At 63.0% G+C, this 17,783-nt stretch carries 12 protein-coding genes; 7 read left to right on the top strand and 5 right to left on the bottom strand.

The window, feature by feature from the left end; all coding sequences use genetic code 11:
- From PspCFBP13509_RS30960 to PspCFBP13509_RS30950, 3 genes are all read right to left on the bottom strand, one after another.
- Positions 1-2,812, bottom strand: a 2,812-nt coding sequence (locus PspCFBP13509_RS30960; RefSeq protein ID WP_137213169.1) for a DUF6531 domain-containing protein, incomplete at its 3' end; no start/stop codon positions are given.
- Between the two features lie 110 nt (positions 2,813-2,922).
- On the bottom strand, positions 2,923-6,006 hold the full coding sequence (locus PspCFBP13509_RS30955) for an efflux RND transporter permease subunit (protein ID WP_137213168.1): 3,084 nt from the start codon (positions 6,004-6,006) through the stop codon (positions 2,923-2,925).
- A gap of 2 nt (positions 6,007-6,008) precedes the next feature.
- Positions 6,009-7,115, bottom strand: a complete 1,107-nt coding sequence (locus PspCFBP13509_RS30950; RefSeq protein ID WP_137213167.1) for an efflux RND transporter periplasmic adaptor subunit — start codon at positions 7,113-7,115, stop codon at positions 6,009-6,011.
- 100 nt (positions 7,116-7,215) lie between these two features.
- Here PspCFBP13509_RS30950 and PspCFBP13509_RS30945 point away from each other — a divergent pair, with 100 nt between their 5' ends.
- Both PspCFBP13509_RS30945 and PspCFBP13509_RS30940 read left to right on the top strand, forming a co-directional pair.
- Entirely contained in the window at positions 7,216-8,421 is a 1,206-nt protein-coding gene (locus tag PspCFBP13509_RS30945; protein ID WP_137213166.1) for a Bcr/CflA family efflux MFS transporter, read from the top strand.
- Between the two features lie 78 nt (positions 8,422-8,499).
- Entirely contained in the window at positions 8,500-10,440 is a 1,941-nt protein-coding gene (locus PspCFBP13509_RS30940; RefSeq protein WP_065927779.1) for a TonB-dependent receptor domain-containing protein, read from the top strand.
- On the opposite strand, the gene PspCFBP13509_RS30935 is transcribed toward PspCFBP13509_RS30940, so the two are convergent.
- Together PspCFBP13509_RS30935 and PspCFBP13509_RS30930 are read right to left on the bottom strand one after the other, a co-directional pair.
- Entirely contained in the window at positions 10,437-11,756 is a 1,320-nt protein-coding gene (locus PspCFBP13509_RS30935; RefSeq protein ID WP_161985745.1) for an ATP-binding protein, read from the bottom strand. The genes PspCFBP13509_RS30940 and PspCFBP13509_RS30935 overlap by 4 nt on opposite strands.
- Positions 11,757-11,776: 20 nt before the next feature.
- Positions 11,777-12,520: a response regulator gene (locus tag PspCFBP13509_RS30930; RefSeq protein ID WP_065927778.1), complete on the bottom strand. Its 744-nt coding sequence runs from the start codon at positions 12,518-12,520 to the stop codon at positions 11,777-11,779.
- A 179-nt stretch (positions 12,521-12,699) separates the two neighbouring features.
- Here PspCFBP13509_RS30930 and PspCFBP13509_RS30925 point away from each other — a divergent pair, with 179 nt between their 5' ends.
- From PspCFBP13509_RS30925 to PspCFBP13509_RS30900, 5 genes are all read left to right on the top strand, one after another.
- Positions 12,700-13,566: a pirin family protein gene (locus PspCFBP13509_RS30925; protein WP_065947522.1), complete on the top strand. Its 867-nt coding sequence runs from the start codon at positions 12,700-12,702 to the stop codon at positions 13,564-13,566.
- A gap of 299 nt (positions 13,567-13,865) precedes the next feature.
- Positions 13,866-15,311 (top strand): mechanosensitive ion channel domain-containing protein, encoded by a 1,446-nt coding sequence (locus PspCFBP13509_RS30915; protein WP_065927776.1) that lies wholly within the window; start codon positions 13,866-13,868, stop codon positions 15,309-15,311.
- A 90-nt stretch (positions 15,312-15,401) separates the two neighbouring features.
- Entirely contained in the window at positions 15,402-16,019 is a 618-nt protein-coding gene (locus PspCFBP13509_RS30910; RefSeq protein ID WP_137213164.1) for an LpxA family transferase, read from the top strand.
- Positions 16,020-16,110: 91 nt separating this feature from the next.
- On the top strand, positions 16,111-16,629 hold the full coding sequence (locus PspCFBP13509_RS30905) for a sigma-70 family RNA polymerase sigma factor (protein ID WP_027607930.1): 519 nt from the start codon (positions 16,111-16,113) through the stop codon (positions 16,627-16,629).
- Positions 16,626-17,543 carry a FecR domain-containing protein gene (locus PspCFBP13509_RS30900; RefSeq protein ID WP_137213163.1) on the top strand — a complete coding sequence of 306 codons (918 nt, stop codon included), beginning with the start codon at positions 16,626-16,628 and terminating at the stop codon, positions 17,541-17,543. The genes PspCFBP13509_RS30905 and PspCFBP13509_RS30900 overlap by 4 nt, the downstream gene beginning before the upstream one ends.
- Positions 17,544-17,783: the final 240 nt, after the last annotated feature.

Below are 17,783 nucleotides of genomic sequence, written 5' to 3'. Positions count from 1 at the left end.
GCACGTTGTCGTAGCGGTAGTTGACCTGAGTGCCATCAGCGTTGATGCGCCGACTGATCAGGTGCAACCCGTCGGCGTATTCGTAGCGGGTGACATGCCCCAGCTCATCGCGTTCGGCGGTGATTTTGCCGTAGGGGTTGTAGCTGTATTCCCGACATGCACCGCCTGGTAATACGACGCGAACCAAGCGACCCACGCTGTCCCACTGATACTGGGTCAGCGCGCCATGCTCATCCTCGCGGGCAAGCTGCCGGCCAAGATCGTCATAGCGATACCGCTTGATCCCGCCGTTGGGCAACTGCTCCTCAACCAGTTGCCCCCGCTCATTCCACACCAGCCGCTGACAACTGTGATCCGGGTACCAAACCCCAACCAGTTGCCCGTATTTGTCGTAGCTGTAATCCGTAACATGTCCGTCGGGATCGATCTTACGAATGACGTCGCCCTGGTCGTTACGCTCGTACTTCCAGACCGCCAGACCCCGCCTTACAACCCGTACGAAGCCATTGTCATGCTCGTAGGTTGTTGGCTCATCATCCCCGGGAAACAACGCCACCAAACGTCCGGCTTCGTCATACTGATACGCCGTCACCGCGCCCAGCGGGTTCTGCTCAACCGTCAGCCGGCCCTTGTCATCGTAGGATTTGAAGTGCTGTGCACCATCCGGATCAATCCGCTGCATCAGCCGCGCCCGGTCGTCATGGACATACACTTCCTGACTGCCATCGGCGTTGTGCAGCGTGACACGGCCGTCGTTCCCCCAGGCATACCGCGTATCCATCTGGGAAAAACTGGCCCAATGCCGAACACATCGCGCAGCCTTGCCCGCCCGTTCCCATTCCCAAAAGAAACTCGCCCCACCGGCCAGTCCACGCTCAAGAATCACGTGCTGACCGTCGTACCGATAAACCTCGCTTTCACCTACCGCATTGGTCGCCGAAACCAGCCGGCCAGCGTCGTCATAGGCGTAGGAAACAATGCTCTGCTCAGTAATCCAGACATACGGACCACGGTCTTCGGCCCGCTGCACCTGGTAGTCCACCGCGACGATGCGGCCCGACGCATAGCGCAGGAACAGCGCACACCCCGCACCGTTATCCAGCCGCTCGATACGCCCCAGAAAATCCCGAGCAATCCGCAACCGGTTGTCGTACGCGTCGCTGATCGAGACCAGCACACCGTCGCGAAAGTGATAAAACCGCGACGCCTGGGCCAGCACCAGTTCATCCGGCGACGCGCCCAAATAGATCGCGGCTTCGGCCAAACTATTGGTGATTGCTGGCCGAGCAACAGTCGGCATCGGAAACGAAGTACTGCGGTTCTCATGGTCCGTCCACACCACCGAATCGCCCGACACCGCAAGCCGATGCGCCAGCGAATGACTCCAGCCAAACCCCAACCCGCCATCCACTTCCACCGCACTGGTGCGATATAACCGTGTCCACTCGAACGGCAAGATTCCATCCAACGTGCCGTCGGTGAGAGTGAGCAATTCCTCGCCGGTCACCATCGACACCGGGCAGCCGTTGGTGACGGTCTTATCCGAAGGGGCCGCCGCATCCCCGTTCGGGTTCTTCCCTGAAACGGGCACATCATCGACAGGCTCCTGCCTGACCAACACCGTCTGCTGAGTCTTCCTGCGAACCGCCGGCACCGGGTTCGAAACCACATGCTCCCCCGCCTTCAACGGCGCAACCGGGATGGTCTTGATCGACGTCGCAGGGCCACCCAGCAGAACCGGTTTGGCGAGCTCGACATGCTCATCCATGGGCGATTTTCCGAACTGCCCAGCCATGCGTTCCAACCATCGGCGCGCACGTTGAGACTTGATGCCGCCCAGCACGTTGGTACTTATTCGAACCGCCATCCCCATCCCGGCAGTGGCGAGACACAGCAACAAGTTGATCAATACGTCGGCGCTGATTTCCCCGAGCAACTCGTTCATATAGGGCGGTGGCAACAGACGCATCCAGCTGACCATTGCCGACAGATAGATGAACAGCAGCGGCTCGTCGCTGAGCACCAACAAGCCCTTGGCGAGGGCGTCGGCGCCGAGGCTCAGCAGCTTTTCAAGTTCGTCCGCTGACAGGTAGTGCAACAGTTGTTCGGCATAAGCCAGCGGGTCGCCAAGCCACTGAAACAGCTGCTTGACAGTGTCCCAGAGTGAATAAAGCGCTTCGCCGAAGCCGCGGGCATAGGCTTGATGCAGGGCGAGGTAGCGCTTGGGGAAGCTGGCTTCGGAGTAACCCTTCCACAACGGTTCGAAGGTGGTCTCCCATTCACTGCGCAACCAACTGTCCAGCGGGGCGATAACCGACTGATAAGAGGCATACAGCGCCTTGAAATGGTCTTTGGAGACGTTGGGGTAGAAGCTGACCCGGTACTGCTGGTTGCGATCACACTCGGTGATTTCGAGGATGCCGCTGGGGCCGATGGTCTTGTGGATCGGCTCGCCCAGGGGGCCGCCCTCTGGATCGATGCGTTGCACCATCACGGGCGTATTGCCAATGGGCACGAACCGAGCGCTCTGGAACATATGCACCAGGGTCAACGTGCCGTTTGCCTGGCACATTGCGGTCGTGCTGCTGGGAAGGATGGCGCGGTTGATCGGCGCGACGAGCGCCACTTCATCCCCGACCTTGAAGACCTGTTCGATATCCAGGGCCGAAAAGCTAAAGAAGCTTTCCGCCCAGGTCTCGTAGGTATTGAGGCAGCGCCCGAAGTCGCTGAGAACGGATTCGACGTCCCGCGTCTTTGAATCCATGGCGGCCAGCACCAGGTAGCCAATGGCTTGGCGGGTCACCTCGATCATGAAACAGCCCCTTCAACCGGGGCTTTAACGAAAACCACCATCTGCAATCCCTCGCACTGTGTATTCAGGCGAGGGACTTTGCAGCGGTTTTCAGGGCAGGGGAGTAGCGCTTATCCGGCGCTTACGTGGGGCGTTTCGACAATTTTTGTCTTCTCCCGCCCCAGCACCAGGCTGCACAGCGCCGGCAGAAACAACAGCGTCAACACCGTGCCCACCACCACCCCGCCAATCAGCACGAATGCCAGGGACGACCAGAACACCGACAACGTCAGCGGAATAAACGCCAGCGCCGCCGCCAGCGCGGTCAATATCACCGGCCGCGCGCGCCGCACCGTGGCCTCGACAATCGCCGCGTGGATCGCCATGCCATGCTCCTGGTTCTGGCGGATCTGGTCGGTAAAGATCAACGTGTTGCGCATCAGGATCCCGCCGATCCCGATCAAGCCCAGGATCGCGTTGAACCCGAACGGCTGGTTGAACAGCAGCAAGGTCGGCACCGCGCCAATCAAGCCCAGCGGCGCGGTGGCGAAGACCATGAACATCACGCCGAAGGAACGCACCTGGAACATGATCACCGTGAGGGTCAGCAGGATCATGATCGGGAACAGCGCCGCCAGCGCAACGTTGGCCTTGGCGCTTTCTTCCACCGGGCCGCCGATGTCGATCCGGTAACCGGCCGGCAGCCGGGCGATCAGCGGTTGCAGGTCTTTGTACACGGCCATTTCCACGTCGGGCGGTTGCACGCCGTCGATGATGTCGGCACGCACTTCCACGGTGCTCGCGCGGTTGCGGCGCTTGAGGATCGGCTCTTCCATCACCGCCTGGAACTGCCCGACCTGGGCCAGGGGCACCGACGTGCCGGCGCTGTTGGTCAGGGTCATGTTGTTGAGGTTGCCGAGGTTCTCGCGCTGGTTGCCCTGGGCGCGGGCGACCACGGACACGGTGCGGTTGCCCTCACGCACTTCGGTGATCGGGTTGCCGCTGAGCAAGGCGTTGAGCTGGGATTTGACCTCGTTGGGGGTAAAGCCGAGCAGGCGCAGGCGGTCTTGATCCAGCACCAGGCGATAACCGCTGGTGCGCTCGCCCCAATCGAGAAAGGCGTCCTTGGTCAGCGCGTTGGCGGCAACGACCTTGCGCACGTCCTCGGACACGCCGCGCAGCACCTCCACATTCGGGCCGGACACACGGAACACCACGGGGAAGGGCACCGGCGGGCCGAACAGCAACTGGGTGACCCGCACCCGCGCCGCCGGAAACTCACCGGCCGCAATTCGCTCACGCATGCGCAGCTTCAAGGCGTCACGGGCGTGGGAGTCCGGCGTCTGCACGATCAGCTTGGCAAACGCCGGGTCCGGCATTTCGGGGTTCAGCGACAGGAAGAAACGCGGTGCACCACCGCCCACATAGGTGTCGACCATGCTGGTCTGCGGCTCTTGCAGCAGCGCCTTTTCCAACTGCGCCGCCACCGCCTCGGTGCTCTTGAAGGCACTGCCGGGCGGCATATACACCTCAAGAATCAGCTCGGAACGGTCGGAGTTGGGGAAGAACTGTTTCTTCACCACGGCCATGCTCAGTACGCACAGTACAAAGGCAGCGATCACCAACCCGGTCACCAGCCAACGCCTGCGTACGCAGGCTTCGACCAAATCACGCAGTTTCTGGTAATAGCGCCCGGCGTAAATCGCGTCGTGGCCACCGGGCACCGGTTTGATCTGCGGCAGCAACTTCACACCCAGGTACGGCGTGAACACCACCGCCACCAGCCAGGACGAGATCAGCGCAAAGCCGACGATCCAGAAGATATTGCCGGCGTATTCCCCCGCGCCGGACCGTGCAAACCCCACCGGCAGAAAGCCGATGATCGTCACCAGCGTACCGGTGAGCATCGGCGCCGCCGTGGAGCTCCAGGCGAAGGTGGCCGCATGAATCCGGTCAAAACCTTCCTCCAGCTTCACCACCATCATTTCAATGGCGATGATTGCGTCATCCACCAGCAGGCCCAGGGAAATGATCAGTGCGCCCAGGGTAATGCGGTCGAACTCACGGCCGGTGAGCAGCATGATCACAAACACCACCGACAAGGTCAGCGGCACCGCAGCCGCCACCACCAGGCCGACGCGAAAGCCCAACGCCAACAGGCTGATGAGCATCACCACCGCCAGGGCGACGAAGAATTTGAGCATGAATTCATTCACCGCCAGGCTGATGTTTTTCGCCTGGTCGGAGACTTTGGCGAAGTTCACACCCAACGGCAGGTCCGCCTGGATCCGGGCTTCCTCGGCCTTGAGGCTTTTGTCCAGTTCCAGACCGTTCCAGTGTTTTTCCATGATCACGCCGAGCATCAGTGCCGGGTCGCCCTGGTGGCGGATGCGGTAGCTCGGCGGGTCTTCATAACCGCGGCTGACGCTGGCCACATCAGCAATGCGCAGCACGCGACCGTTGACTTCCAGGGGTACGTTTTCGATCAGCGACAGGCTGTCGAACGCGCCGTCCACACGGATATAGGCGCGGGCGCCTGCGGTTTCGACAAAACCTGACGGGGCCACGGCGTTCTGCGCGGCGAGGGCAGCGAAGATCTGCTCCGGCTTGATCCCCAGGGTCGCCAGGCGCTCATAGGAGAACTCGACAAAAATCCGCTGGGCCTGCTCGCCGAGGATATTGACCTTCTTCACCCCCGGCAGGTTGAGCAGGCCCTGGCGCAACTCCTCGGCCATCTGCACCTGTTGCCGATGGGGCAAGTGCTCGGCCTCCAGGGCGTACAGGGCGAAGTACACATCGGAATATTCATCGTTGAAGAACGGCCCGATCACCCCACTGGGCAGCCTCGCGGCTTCATCGCTGAGTTTTTTGCGCGTCTGGTAGAACAGCTCCTGGATTTCGCTGGGGCGCGTGGACTCCTTGTAGGTCATGCGCATCGACACAAAGCCTGGCTGGGCGATGGTCTCGACGCGGTCGTAGTAGTCCAGTTCCTGCAGGCGCTTCTCCAGGCGGTCGGCCACCTGCTCCTGCATCTCCTGGGCAGTGGCGCCGGGCCAGGCGGCGGTAATGGTCATGACCTTGACGGTAAACGAGGGGTCTTCGGCGCGTCCCAGTTTGCCGAACGAGAAGATCCCGGCGGCGAGGATCGCAATGATCAAAAACAGCGTGACTGCGCGGTGCTTGACCGCCAGTTCCGAGAGGTTGATGCCGCGCATGCTCATTGGTCCTGTTTGCGGTTGAGGGCCAGCACCTGGGCGGGCAACAGGCGCACCGCGTCGCCGCCGTGCAACAGGTGCGCACCGAGGGCGACGACGACCTGGCCGGGGTTCACGCCGCTGTCGAGCAGGGCGTCTTCCTGGCCAAGGCTGGCGACCGAGACCTGGGCGAAGCTGACCTTGTCATCCGCGCCGATCAGCCACACACCGGTGCCTTGCCCTGCATCGTGCAAGGCGCCGATCGGTACTCGGGTTTGTTGTGCCTGGCCGTCGCCTTGCAGGCGCACGGTGATGGTCGAGCCGAGGGCGAAGCGCTCGACGTTACCGTGCAGCACATAACGGGCGCGGTAGGTGCGGGTGGTGGGATCGGCGCTGGCCGACAGTTCGCGCAAGGTCGCCGTCACCGCCTGGTCCGGGGCGCCGAAGGGGAAGGCCAGGGCTTTTTGCGCGGCCTGGTCGCGCTGGTTTTCCGGCAGGTTGACGATGGCTTCGCGGGCACCGTCATGGGCCAGGCGCGCGACGATTTGCCCTTCGGCGACCACTTGGCCGCGGTCCACCCGCACGTCGGTGATGATGCCGTCGCCATCGGCCTTGAGCACCGAATAAGTGCGGCGGTTCTCGATCTGACTGGCGTCGGATTGCGCCGCGGCCAACTCGGCCTCGGCCACGCGCAAGTTAGTCGCCGACTGGTCGAAGATCTGTCGTGACACGGCACCGGTACTGGCCAGGCGCTGGTAGCGGTTTTCATCGTCACGGCGCTGACGCAGTTGTGCCTGGGCGGCGTTGACGCGGTTTTTCGCCGAACGCAGGGCCAGCTCGAAGTCGCCGATGTCGAGCACCAGCAGGGTGTCGCCACGGGAAACGTGCTGGCCGGGGTCGACCTTGCGTTCGATGACCTTGCCGCTGACCCGGAAGCCCAGGTCGCTTTCCGTACGCGCAGCCACCACGCCGGTATAGGCGCTTTGCTGAGTGCCGGCGGCTTCGACCTTGGCGGCGAGTACCGGACGCGGTTGCGGCGCTTGGGCGGCGGTGTCGGCCTGGCTGTTGCAGCCGCTGAGGATGATCAACAGGGCCAGGGGCGTGAGAAGACGCGAGGGGAGAGGGATCATGTCGGGCTCCGGGGATTACCATTGGGCAAAAAATTATGGACATAATTTTTTACGCATATTATGGTCGAAATATAAATAAAACCAGCCCCGGATAATCCCCATGTCAAACGCCCCGGCCCCATCGCGAAGCTTGTTGTTTTTACTGGTGGCCTTGACGGCGCTGGGTGAAGTCTCGACCCAATTGATCATTCCAGGCTTGGGTCTGATCGAGCACGCCCTGTTGGCGCCACCGGGGTCGGCACTGATGGCCCTGTCGGCGTTCGTGGCCGCCTTTGGCCTGGGGCAACTGCTGTTCGGCCCGCTGTCGGACCGCATCGGCCGCCGTCCGGTGCTGCTCGGCGGGCTGTTGCTGTATGTGCTGGCGACCGTGTCGATGCTGCTGGTCAATGACATCCAGCAATTTATCGCCGCTCGCGTCGTGCAAGGCCTCGGCGCCTGCGCTGCGCTGGTACTGGCGCGTACCGTGGTGCGTGACGTGTGGAAGGCCGAGGCGGGGCCGGCGCTGGCGCTGACCATGATCGGCATGCTGTACGCCATCGTCGTCGCACCGATGGTCGGCGGCCTGCTGATCAAGCTGCTGGGCTGGCGTGCGCCGATCCTGCTGGCACTGGTGATTGGCAGTGGGGTGCTGCTGCTGGCGCTGCTGTTCTTTCGCGAGAGCAACCACTTCCTCGACCCCAAGGCCGGCCACTGGCGCACCCTCGGCGGGCAATACCTGGACCTGCTCAAGGGCCGCCAGTACCGCGCGTTCGCCGTGGCGCTGGCGTGTACCTATGGCGCCATGTTCGCGGTGATCGCCGGTTCCTCGGCGGTGTATATCAATCTGTTGGGCTTGAGCAGCCTGGAGTACGGCATCAATTTTGGCCTGATCGTGTCGATGCTGATCATCGGTTCCACCTACACCCGACGCAACATCCAGCGCCTGGGGCCGCAACGGATTGTGGCGATGGGCGCGACGCTGGTAGCCATGGGCGGTATTGCCGCACTGGTGATTTATGCGTTGTTTGGCCTGTCGGTGCTGGGCCTGGATATTCCCATTGCGCTGGCGACCCTCGGCGGCGGCCTGGTATTGCCCGGGTCTGTGACCGGAGGGGTCATGCCCAACGCTCACCGTGCCGGTTTGGCGGCGGGCTTGATGGGCTTTGCGCAGATGTTCGGCGCGACCTGCAGCGGCCTGTTACTGAGCCATCTGCGCGACGGCAGTGCAACACCGATGATCGTGATCCAGGCGTGTTTTGCCGTGACGGCTTTCGTGGCCTTCCATCTGTTGCGTGAGCGCCGTACCGCAGAGGTCGCGGCGGCTTGAGCTGTCATACTTTGTCCAAGTTATTCGGGGCTGGATGATTACGATTCTCTTTTGAGTCTAATCCGAAGGTCTTCGCCCATGCTGCCTGCTTTTCGTTTCTCGCCCCTGGCCCTGCTGGTTGCCGCCAGTCTTCATGCCCACGCCGATGAGCCTGTTGCACTGGAACTCAATGATGTAGTGGTGACTGCATCCGGTTTTGCGCAAAGTGCGGAAGACGCACCGGCCTCGGTCACCGTGATCGATGGCGAGGCGCTGCGTCGCAAGTCCTACCGCGACCTCGGCGACGCGGTTAAAGATGTGGAAGGCGTGACCGTCAACGGCGGTGCGAATGAAACCGACATCTCCATCCGGGGCATGCCGGCCGACTACACCCTGATCATGGTCGACGGCAAGCGCCAGAGTGCGCGGGAATCGCGGGTCAACGGCAACAGTGGCTACGAACAGAGCTTTGTGCCACCCGCCGCGGCCATCGAGCGGATTGAAGTGGTGCGCGGGCCGATGTCGTCACTGTACGGCTCGGATGCCATCGGCGGGGTGATCAACGTGATTACGCGCAAGGTCTCACCGACCTGGGGCGGCTCCATCGGGTATGACTACTCGGCGCGTCAGCACAGCGACCAGGGTAATGCACGCCAGACCCAGTTCTACCTCAGTGGTCCGCTCAAGGAAGATTTCCTCGGTTTGCAGGTGTGGGGCCGCTACCTGGATCGCCAGGCCGATGACGACATCGAGCAAACCAATGGCTTCAGCAAGGCTGACCACCGCGACCTCACCGCGCGCCTGGCCTTCACCCCCACTATCGACCACGACATCCTGCTGGAAGCTGGCGCCACGCGCTTGAAGAATGGCGACGGCATGAGCGCCAACTGGGCCACCCGCGAACAGGAAAACAACCGCGATCACTGGTCGCTGTCCCACCAGGGCCGCTGGGGCTGGGCCACCTCGGACATTGCCTTGTCCCAGGAAACCTCCAGCCGTGAAGGCAAGGCGACACCGGCGCAGACTGACATCTACGGGCGCAAACCCGAGATCAAGAACAGCGTGTTTGACGCCAAGCTGGTGGTGCCCACCGCCCATAACGTCAGCACCGTGGGCGTGCAATGGAATAAAAGCGAGCTCACCGACTGGAACCAGGGCCTCGGTGACCGCGTCGACTATAAATTCTCGGTGGTGCAAAAAGCCCTGTTCGCGGAAAACGAGTGGTCGATGACCGACAGCTTCGCCCTGACCACCGGCCTGCGCCTGGATGAGCACGAAGAGTACGGCGCCCACCTCAGCCCGCGGGTCTACGGGGTGTGGCGCGCCACCGAGCAGTGGACGTTCAAGGGCGGTGTTGCACGTGGCTTTAAGGCCCCCGAGCTGCGTGCGGTCGTCGAGGATTACGCCTACCTGCGCCGCAACCGCTTCGTGATGTTCGGCAACCCGGACCTCAAGCCCGAGACCAGCACCAACTATGAAGTCTCGGCGCTGTGGAGCAACCGCGACAACCTGTCCGGCGGCGTGACGCTGTTCTACAACGACTTCCAGGACAAGCTTTCCACCGTCACCACCGACCGGCGCTGGAACGGCTACACCATCATGGAGCGGGTCAACGTCGACAAGGCGATCATCCAGGGCGTTGAGCTCAACGGCCAATGGGACATCAACCCCAGCGTGCTGCTCAAAGCCAACTACACCTACACTGACTCCGAGCAGAAAAGCGGCGCCAACAAAGGCGCGCCCCTGGCCCTCACCCCTGAGCAAAAAGCCAATGTGCGTACCGAGTGGACCATTAACGATCGCACCCAGGCCTGGGCTTCGCTGAGCTACTACGGCGAGGAAACCGGCAACACCATCACCACCGACGAACCGGCGCCGGGCTACACCACCGCCGACCTGGGCGGCTCCTATGACGTGAGCGATTCGTTGACCCTCAACGCCTCCCTGAACAACCTCACCGACAAGCGCCTGGACGATGAAACCTATGGCACGGTGAACTACGGCCGCACCCTGTGGATGGGCGCCACGCTCAACTTCTAGAGCGCGGTGGGCAATCGCACCACCGCGCACAGGCCGGCCGGTGGGCGATTCTCCAAGACCAGTTCACCGCCATGGGCCTGGATGCACGACCGTGCAATCGCCAGGCCCAGCCCCACGCCGCCGTCACTGACACCCCGTTGTACGAAGGGCTCGAAGACTTTGCTCAACCACGCCTCGGGTAGACCTTGGCCGTGGTCGAGAATCTCGATGCGCAGCCAGCCGTTGTCCTCGCGAACCAGGCTCAGGTCGGCATCGCCGGCATGGCGCAGGGCGTTGTCAATCAGGTTGGTCAGTGCACGTTTGAGCGCCAGCGGGCGGCAGGTCAGCAGCAAGGGCGGTGCGCCGGCCCAGGTGACGGGCTGCTGAAGGCGTTGGTAACGCTTGGCCAGGTCATCCAGCAGGTCGTTCAATGAAGTCGTAGCGGTAGGTTCCTGCACCGTGTCATCGCGCACGAAATTCAGGGTTTCACGCACCATGGCACTCAATTCCGCGAGGCTTTCGAGCATGTCATCGCGGGCTGCGCCGGGCTCCAGCAATTCCACTTGCAGGCGCAGTTCTGTGATCGGCGTATTCAAGTCATGGCTGACCGCTGCGAGCATCCGCGTGCGGCCTTCGACATGCCGTGCGAGGTTGGCCTGCATGGTGTTGAAGGCGGCAGTGAGGTCGCGGGCTTCCTGTGGGCCGGTTTCCGGCAGCGGGGCGATCCATTCACCGCGGCTGACGCGCTCGGTGGCCTTGGCCAGGGTCTTGATCGGGCGCACCACGCGGGCAATGAAAAACATCACGATCAGCAGCACCGGCAGGGTCGTCACCGGCAGGCTGTAGGCCAGGACGCGACCCCATTCATAGGCGCCGGCGGGGTATTGCACGGCATTCAGGTAGGTACCGTTGGGCAGCGGCACGCTGCTGCGCAGGCGCAACGGCGCCCAGCCGGCGGGGCTGAACACATGGGTGCGGGCGTCGGCGCCGCTGATGCGTTCCAACTGCATGCCGATGGCGGCGCTGTTATCCAGCTGTAATTGGTGGCGCAGCTCGTTGGCCAGGCGCTGTTCTTCCGGGCGTTGCGCAAACGGCGCCACCTCCGGCGTGGGGCCGATCCAGAAGCGCGTGTCGTCGGTGCTCATGCCGGCCAGCAGGTGCGCGGTTTCACTCGAGGTCAGGTCGATTGCCGTGTGATGGGCAATCCCCAGGCGTTCCAGGCTGAAACTGCGCGACAGCGGGTGGATCAGGCTGCCGGTGCGCTGCAGAAACAACATCGCAATGGCGTTCGACGCCAGCAGTGCCAGCAGCAACAACAGGCTCAACTGCCGTGCCAGGGTCCGCGGCCACAGCCGGTTCAGGGCGTGCATTCGCTGACCTCGGCGGCCAATAGATAACCGCCGCCCCAGATGGTGCGTAACAGTTCCGGGGTGGCATCGCCCTGGGCCAGCTTGCGGCGCAGGCGGCTGACTTGCCGGTCGATGGCGCGGTCGCTGACATCGCTGTCGGCGGCGGCGGTGAGGTCGATCAAGCGTTCGCGGGGCAACAGGGTGTTGGGGTGGGCGAGGAACACTTGCAACAGCCGGCTTTCGGCAGTGCTGAGCTGGATGGCCGGGCTGCCGTCGCGGCGCAAGGTGGCACTGGTCACACTGAAGTGCCAGCCGGCAAACTCATAGGCCCGTGCGCCAGTGCCGGGCGCGGTGGGGCCGGTCGCGCGGCCCTGACGGCGCAGCACGCTGTTGATACGCGCCACCAGCTCCCGGGGCTCGAACGGCTTGGTGACGTAATCGTCGGCACCCAGGTCCAGGCCGCGTATGCGGTCGGCGGCAGTGTCGCGGGCGGTCAGCAGGATCACCGGGGTGTTGCTGCGCCGATGCAACTGGTTGCACAACTCAAAGCCATCGCCATCCGGCAGCAGCACGTCGAGCACCACCACATCGAACGCCTGGGTCTTGAGCAATTGCCACATGCCGGCCGCGTCTTCAGCGGTGCGCACCTCAAAGGTGTAACGTCGCAGGTACGTGGCCAAGGGTTCACGAATCTTGCGGTGGTCATCCACCACCAGTACGCGCGGTGCGGCAGGCGCAGGGGCAAACGGCATTGCAGCCCTCGAGGGTTGAGCGGGAGAGGGCGGATATTACTACGAGTCATTATCATTAACGCTGTTTTTGTGAGGCTGCAGTCGTAGATCGTCCTGCCGGTAGGACGATCAAGGTTATTTTTACCGTCTAGCGCCGAATTGCTGCGAGTTTTAAGGTGTATGCACTTTGGAGGACTACCATGAAAAAACTCATCGGCATCTACACCAGCCCTCGCGCCCATTGGGTCGGCGACGGCTTTCCCGTGCGTACGCTGTTTTCCTACGACTCGATGGGCAAGCACATCAGCCCATTCCTGCTCCTGGACCACGCCGGGCCGGCCGATTTCAACCCGACAGACCAGCGTCGCGGCGTCGGCCAGCACCCCCATCGCGGTTTTGAAACCGTGACCATCGTCTACGATGGCGAAGTCGAACACCGCGATTCCACCGGCGCCGGCGGCAAAATCGGCCCGGGCGATGTGCAATGGATGACCGCCGCCAAGGGCATCCTCCACGAGGAGTTCCACTCCGCCGCCTTCGCCCGCAGCGGCGGTGCGTTGGAGATGGTGCAACTGTGGGTCAACCTGCCCGCCAAGGACAAAATGGCCGACGCGGGCTACCAGACCATCGTCGACGGCGATATCCCCGTGCTGCCCCTGGCCAACGACGCCGGCCACCTGCGCCTGATCGCCGGTGAATTCGCCGGCACCCAGGGACCGGCGCGCACCTTCACGCCGATCGATGTGTGGGACCTGCGCCTCAACGCCGGCAAGCCCGTCACCCTCGACCTGCACGCCGGGCGCAACACTGCCCTGGTGATCCTGCGCGGCACGGTGCTGGTCAATGGCGAAGACGTCGCACGCCAAGGCCAACTGGCGTTGTTCGACCGCGATGGCCGCCAACTCATCCTGGAGGCCAACGACGACGCCAAGGTCCTGCTGCTCAGCGGCGAACCGATTGACGAGCCTATCGTTGGGCATGGACCGTTTGTGATGAATACCGAGCAGGAGATTCACCAGGCGTTTGCGGATTTCCAATCGGGTAAGTTTGGGCGGATGCAGGCCTGACGGATCACCTGAAAACCTGTGGATGCAGGTTTTCAGGGGTGAGTTGAGTGGTGGTGGCAAGCCGACTTGTTGTGGTGAGCGGGCTTGCCCCGCGCTGGGCTGCGCAGCAGCCCCAATAAACTCGACGCGGTTTTCCAGACGTTCCGAGGCAGATGGTTTCAGGGCCGCTTCGCGCCCCAGCGCGGGGCAAGCCCGCTCACCACAACAAGCCCGTTCACCACCGTTGCGCAGCAATACATTTTGTTTGCGCAACCCCCATTTCATGCGATCTTCCCGTCATTCGCCCTGGAGTCGCCTGGATGCCCTCATTTATCGCTGATCACCCGATGTTGTGCGCCGTGGCGCTGATCTTTATCGACATCGCCGTGTGGCGCCTGATCTCTGCCGACCTGGCCAATTGGAAGCTGGCTGCGCGGTTGGCGATTTTTGCCGTGTTCAGTGCCGTGCTGTTCAACGACGGCATGAACCCCATGCAACTTGCGCCCTATGCCGACAGTACCGCCTTGCACCTGGCCGCCACGGCCTTGCAGATCGGCTGGTGGCTGTTTGCGGCGCGCACGCTGACGGTGTTGCTGGGCGCGGTGATGATGCAGCGGGTGGGCCACACCGGGCGGTTGTTGCAGGACTTGATGGGCGCGGTGATTTTCCTCATCGCGATCATCGCCGCCATGGCCTACGTGCTCGACCTGCCGGTCAAGGGAGTGCTGGCCACCTCCGGTGCGGTGGCGATCATCGTCGGCCTGGCGTTGCAAAGTACCCTGAGCGATGTGTTTTCCGGGATCGTGCTCAACACCACCAAGCCTTATCAGATCGACGACTGGATCTCCATCGACGGTACCGAAGGGCGGGTCACCGACATCGACTGGCGTGCCACGCGCCTGCAAACCTCCCAGGGCAGCCTGGCGGTGATTCCCAACTCCCTGGCGGCCAAGGCCAAGATCATCAACTTTTCGCGCCCGGCGGATATGTTCGGCCTGGCGGTCAGCCTGCAGGTCAGCCCCCATGCGCGCCCGCAAACCGTGATCGAGGCGCTGGAGCGTGCGATGCAGGGGTGTCGGCCACTGTTGGCCAAGCCGGCGCCGAGCGTGGCGTTCAAGACCTCTGCCAGTGGCGGCGTGGAGTATGAAATCAGCGGCTTCGTGCCAGCCATGGCCCTCAAGCGCGAGGTGCGCAACCAGCTCTATGACCTGGCGTTCCGGCACCTGCAAGCGGCGGGCGTGGCTGTGCTGTCCGCCACCGAAAGCAGCGCGCCGCCGGCCATGTCCGCCGCGCGGGCGTTGCTGGAGCGTTCATCGATTTTCTCCACCCTGCGCCAGGAAGAGAAAGACACCTTCAGCCAGAACATGACCCTGCACACCTACCGCGCCGGCGAGATGATCCTGCCGGCGGGGGAGGTCAGTGATCATTTGTTTATCGTCGAGTCCGGCGTGGTCTCGGTGATGTTGACCAAGGGCGGCCATGTATTCGAAGCCGGGCGCATGGGGCCGGGAGAAGTGATTGGCGAGGCCGGGATCCTGTCCGACCAGGCCGTGCTGGCGGACTTTTCCGCCAAGACGTTCTGCACGCTGTACCGCATCGAGAACGAATACCTGAAACCGTGCCTGGACGCGCGCCGCGACATTAGCGAGGCGATGAAGGCACTCTTGGAATTCCGCCTGCATGCCGCCCAGGTCCTGACCCAGGACGCGCCGGTGGTGCCGGTGAAGAAGGGCTTTTTGCAGTGGCTGCGCAAGCGCGGTCTGTGAGAGGCGAGGGCCTGGAAGTCCTGTACTCGAGGTCGAATGATCGCCAATGTGGGTTTTCTTGACTGTCTCTGACCACGTGAGGGCTCGACCTTGATTCGACTCACCGACTACATCGCCAACCTTGCTCAATCCCCCCTGGCCCCGTGGGCCGGCCTGGCGCCCTGGGCCCTGGTCGCCCAGGCGCCGGCCGTTGTTCGCCAGATGCTCGCCGAACTGCCGGCCGACGAGTACAGCGTGAAGGACGAAGTCGCCATCCACCGTACCGCCATCGTCGAACCCGGTGCCTTGCTCAAGCCGCCCCTGATCATCGGCGCCCATTGCTTTATCGCCAGCGGCTCGCTGCTGCGGGGTGGTTGCTGGGTGGATGAGCACTGCATCATCGGCCCCGGCGCCGAACTGAAAACCACCTTCATGTTCAGTGGCAGCAAGCTGGCCCACTTCAACTTTGTCGGTGATTCAGTGCTGGGCCATGGGGTCAACCTCGAGGCGGGAAGTATCGTCGCCAACTACCGCAACGAGCGGGACGACAAGGAAGTGCTGGTACGGGTTGACGGGGTATTGCAGCGCAGCGGCTGCGACAAGTTTGGCGCGTTGCTGGGGGATCAATGTCGGATCGGCGCTAACGCGGTGCTGGCGCCTGGGGCGCTGTTGGTGCCAGGCAGTGTCGTGGGGCGTGGGCACGTGTTTGATGCCGAGGCGTCCGTATAAACGCGAAGTTGAAAAGATCATGGTGTCCCGGCACGATATTAAATAGAATGAATCTCATTTGAGACTCAATCGCGCCGTGCAGGTTGTTGCCATGAATGATGCTGTTGTCCCCACGCACGCTCCTGAACTGACGCTATCGAGCTTGTACCGTGACCATCGCAGTTGGCTGGAAAGCTGGCTGCGGCGACGCCTGGGCAATGCCTGGGATGCGGCCGACCTGAGCCAGGATACGTTCCTGCGGGTGCTTGCCAGTGCGCAGCCGATTGCGCAGATGCAGGAACCCCGGGCGTACCTGGTGACAGTGGGCAAGCGCCTGCTGGTGAATTTCCATCAGCGCCGCAGCCTCGAACAGGCGTATCTGAATGCCCTGGCTACCTTGCCCGACACCTGTGTGCCGTCGCCCGAACAGCGCTGGCTGGTGCTGGAAACCCTGCAAGCCCTGGATGAATTGCTCGACGGCTTGCCCGTGCTGGTGCGCCGTGCGTTTCTATGGAGCCAGCTGGAAGGCCTGGGTTACCGCGAGATTGCCGAGCGCCTTGACGTGTCCGAACGTACGGTGAAGCGCTACATGGCCCAGGCCTACGAGCATTGCCTGCTGGTGGAGCTGTGAGCCGCGACGTCGCGCGCGCCGCCGCCCAGTGGCTGGCGCTGCTCGAATCCGGCGCGGCCACCGAGCGTGATCACGCCGCCTTGCAGCACTGGCGCGACAGCCATCCCCAGCATGAACAGACCTGGCAAAGAGCCCAAACCCTGCGCCAGCGTTTCAGCGATTTGCCCCAGGCGCTCGCCATGGCCAGTCTCGACCGCCCGCAACCGGGGCGACGTGCCGTGCTCAAGCGCGCCCTGGGGGTGGCGGCGCTGGTGCCGGCGGCCTGGCTGATCAGCCGCCAGTTGCCCATCGAAGCCTGGCGTGCCGATTTGCACACCGCTACCGGCGAACGCAAACGCCTGCCGTTGGCCGAAGGGGGCAGCCTGCAACTCAATACCGCTACAGCCGTAGACGTGGACCTGGCACAACGGCGCATCACCCTGGTCGACGGTGAGCTGGCGCTGAACGTTCCGGGTAAGGCGGCGATGACGGTGCAAACCCGCTACGGCCAATTGCTCGTCAGCCAGGCCGAGGTGTGCGTGCGGCAACTGCCTTCCGGCTGCCTGGTGTCGGTGCTCAAGGGCACGGTGCAGGTGCGTGATTTGCGCGCAAACCTGACGACATTGCAGGGGGGCCAGCAAGCGCCGTTGAAAGCCGCCGGGCTTGGCGCCTCAGTGCCCTTCGATGTGCTGCAATTAGGCTGGCGCGACGGCGTGTTGACCGCACAGAACCAGTTGCTGGGGGATTTTCTGCGCGAGCTGGAACGCTATCGTCCGGGCGTATTGCGTTGGGATCCCAGCCTGGAAACGCTGCGGGTGACCGGCAGTTTTCGCCTGGATGACACCGACCGCATCCTCAGCCTGCTGGCCTCGACCCTGGGGTTGGAGATGCAATCTCGGACCCGTTATTGGGTGAGCCTGCGCAAGGCGGCATGATGCGGTTTTGTGGCCAGCCTGCTTGCTGTGGTGAGCGGGCTTGCCCCGCGCTGGGCTGCGAAGCAGCCCCAATCAGGATGCCTGTGTTCTGTCAGGTAAACCGCAGCGCCTGGTTTTGGGTCTGCTGCGCAGCCCAACGCGGGGCAAGCCTGCTCACCACAGGTTACGAGTAGTCCTCAGATCACGTGGGGTGTGGAGGTGCACTCTCGAATGGGTTATTGGGTGAGCCTGCGCAAGCTT

This window comes from Pseudomonas sp. CFBP13509, assembly GCF_005233485.1.
GTDB classification, from domain to species: domain Bacteria; phylum Pseudomonadota; class Gammaproteobacteria; order Pseudomonadales; family Pseudomonadaceae; genus Aquipseudomonas; species Aquipseudomonas marginalis.
This window is presented reverse-complemented; position numbering and strand designations above follow the sequence as displayed.

Coding starts and splice junctions, on each gene's coding strand:
- PspCFBP13509_RS30950 (WP_137213167.1), bottom strand. CDS start 7,115: ATGATCCCTCTCCCCTCGCGTCTTCTCACGCCCCTGGCCCTGTTGATC.
- PspCFBP13509_RS30905 (WP_027607930.1), top strand. CDS start 16,111: ATGAATGATGCTGTTGTCCCCACGCACGCTCCTGAACTGACGCTATCG.
- PspCFBP13509_RS30945 (WP_137213166.1), top strand. CDS start 7,216: ATGTCAAACGCCCCGGCCCCATCGCGAAGCTTGTTGTTTTTACTGGTG.
- PspCFBP13509_RS30925 (WP_065947522.1), top strand. CDS start 12,700: ATGAAAAAACTCATCGGCATCTACACCAGCCCTCGCGCCCATTGGGTC.
- PspCFBP13509_RS30930 (WP_065927778.1), bottom strand. CDS start 12,520: ATGCCGTTTGCCCCTGCGCCTGCCGCACCGCGCGTACTGGTGGTGGAT.
- PspCFBP13509_RS30915 (WP_065927776.1), top strand. CDS start 13,866: ATGCCCTCATTTATCGCTGATCACCCGATGTTGTGCGCCGTGGCGCTG.
- PspCFBP13509_RS30940 (WP_065927779.1), top strand. CDS start 8,500: ATGCTGCCTGCTTTTCGTTTCTCGCCCCTGGCCCTGCTGGTTGCCGCC.
- PspCFBP13509_RS30955 (WP_137213168.1), bottom strand. CDS start 6,006: ATGCGCGGCATCAACCTCTCGGAACTGGCGGTCAAGCACCGCGCAGTC.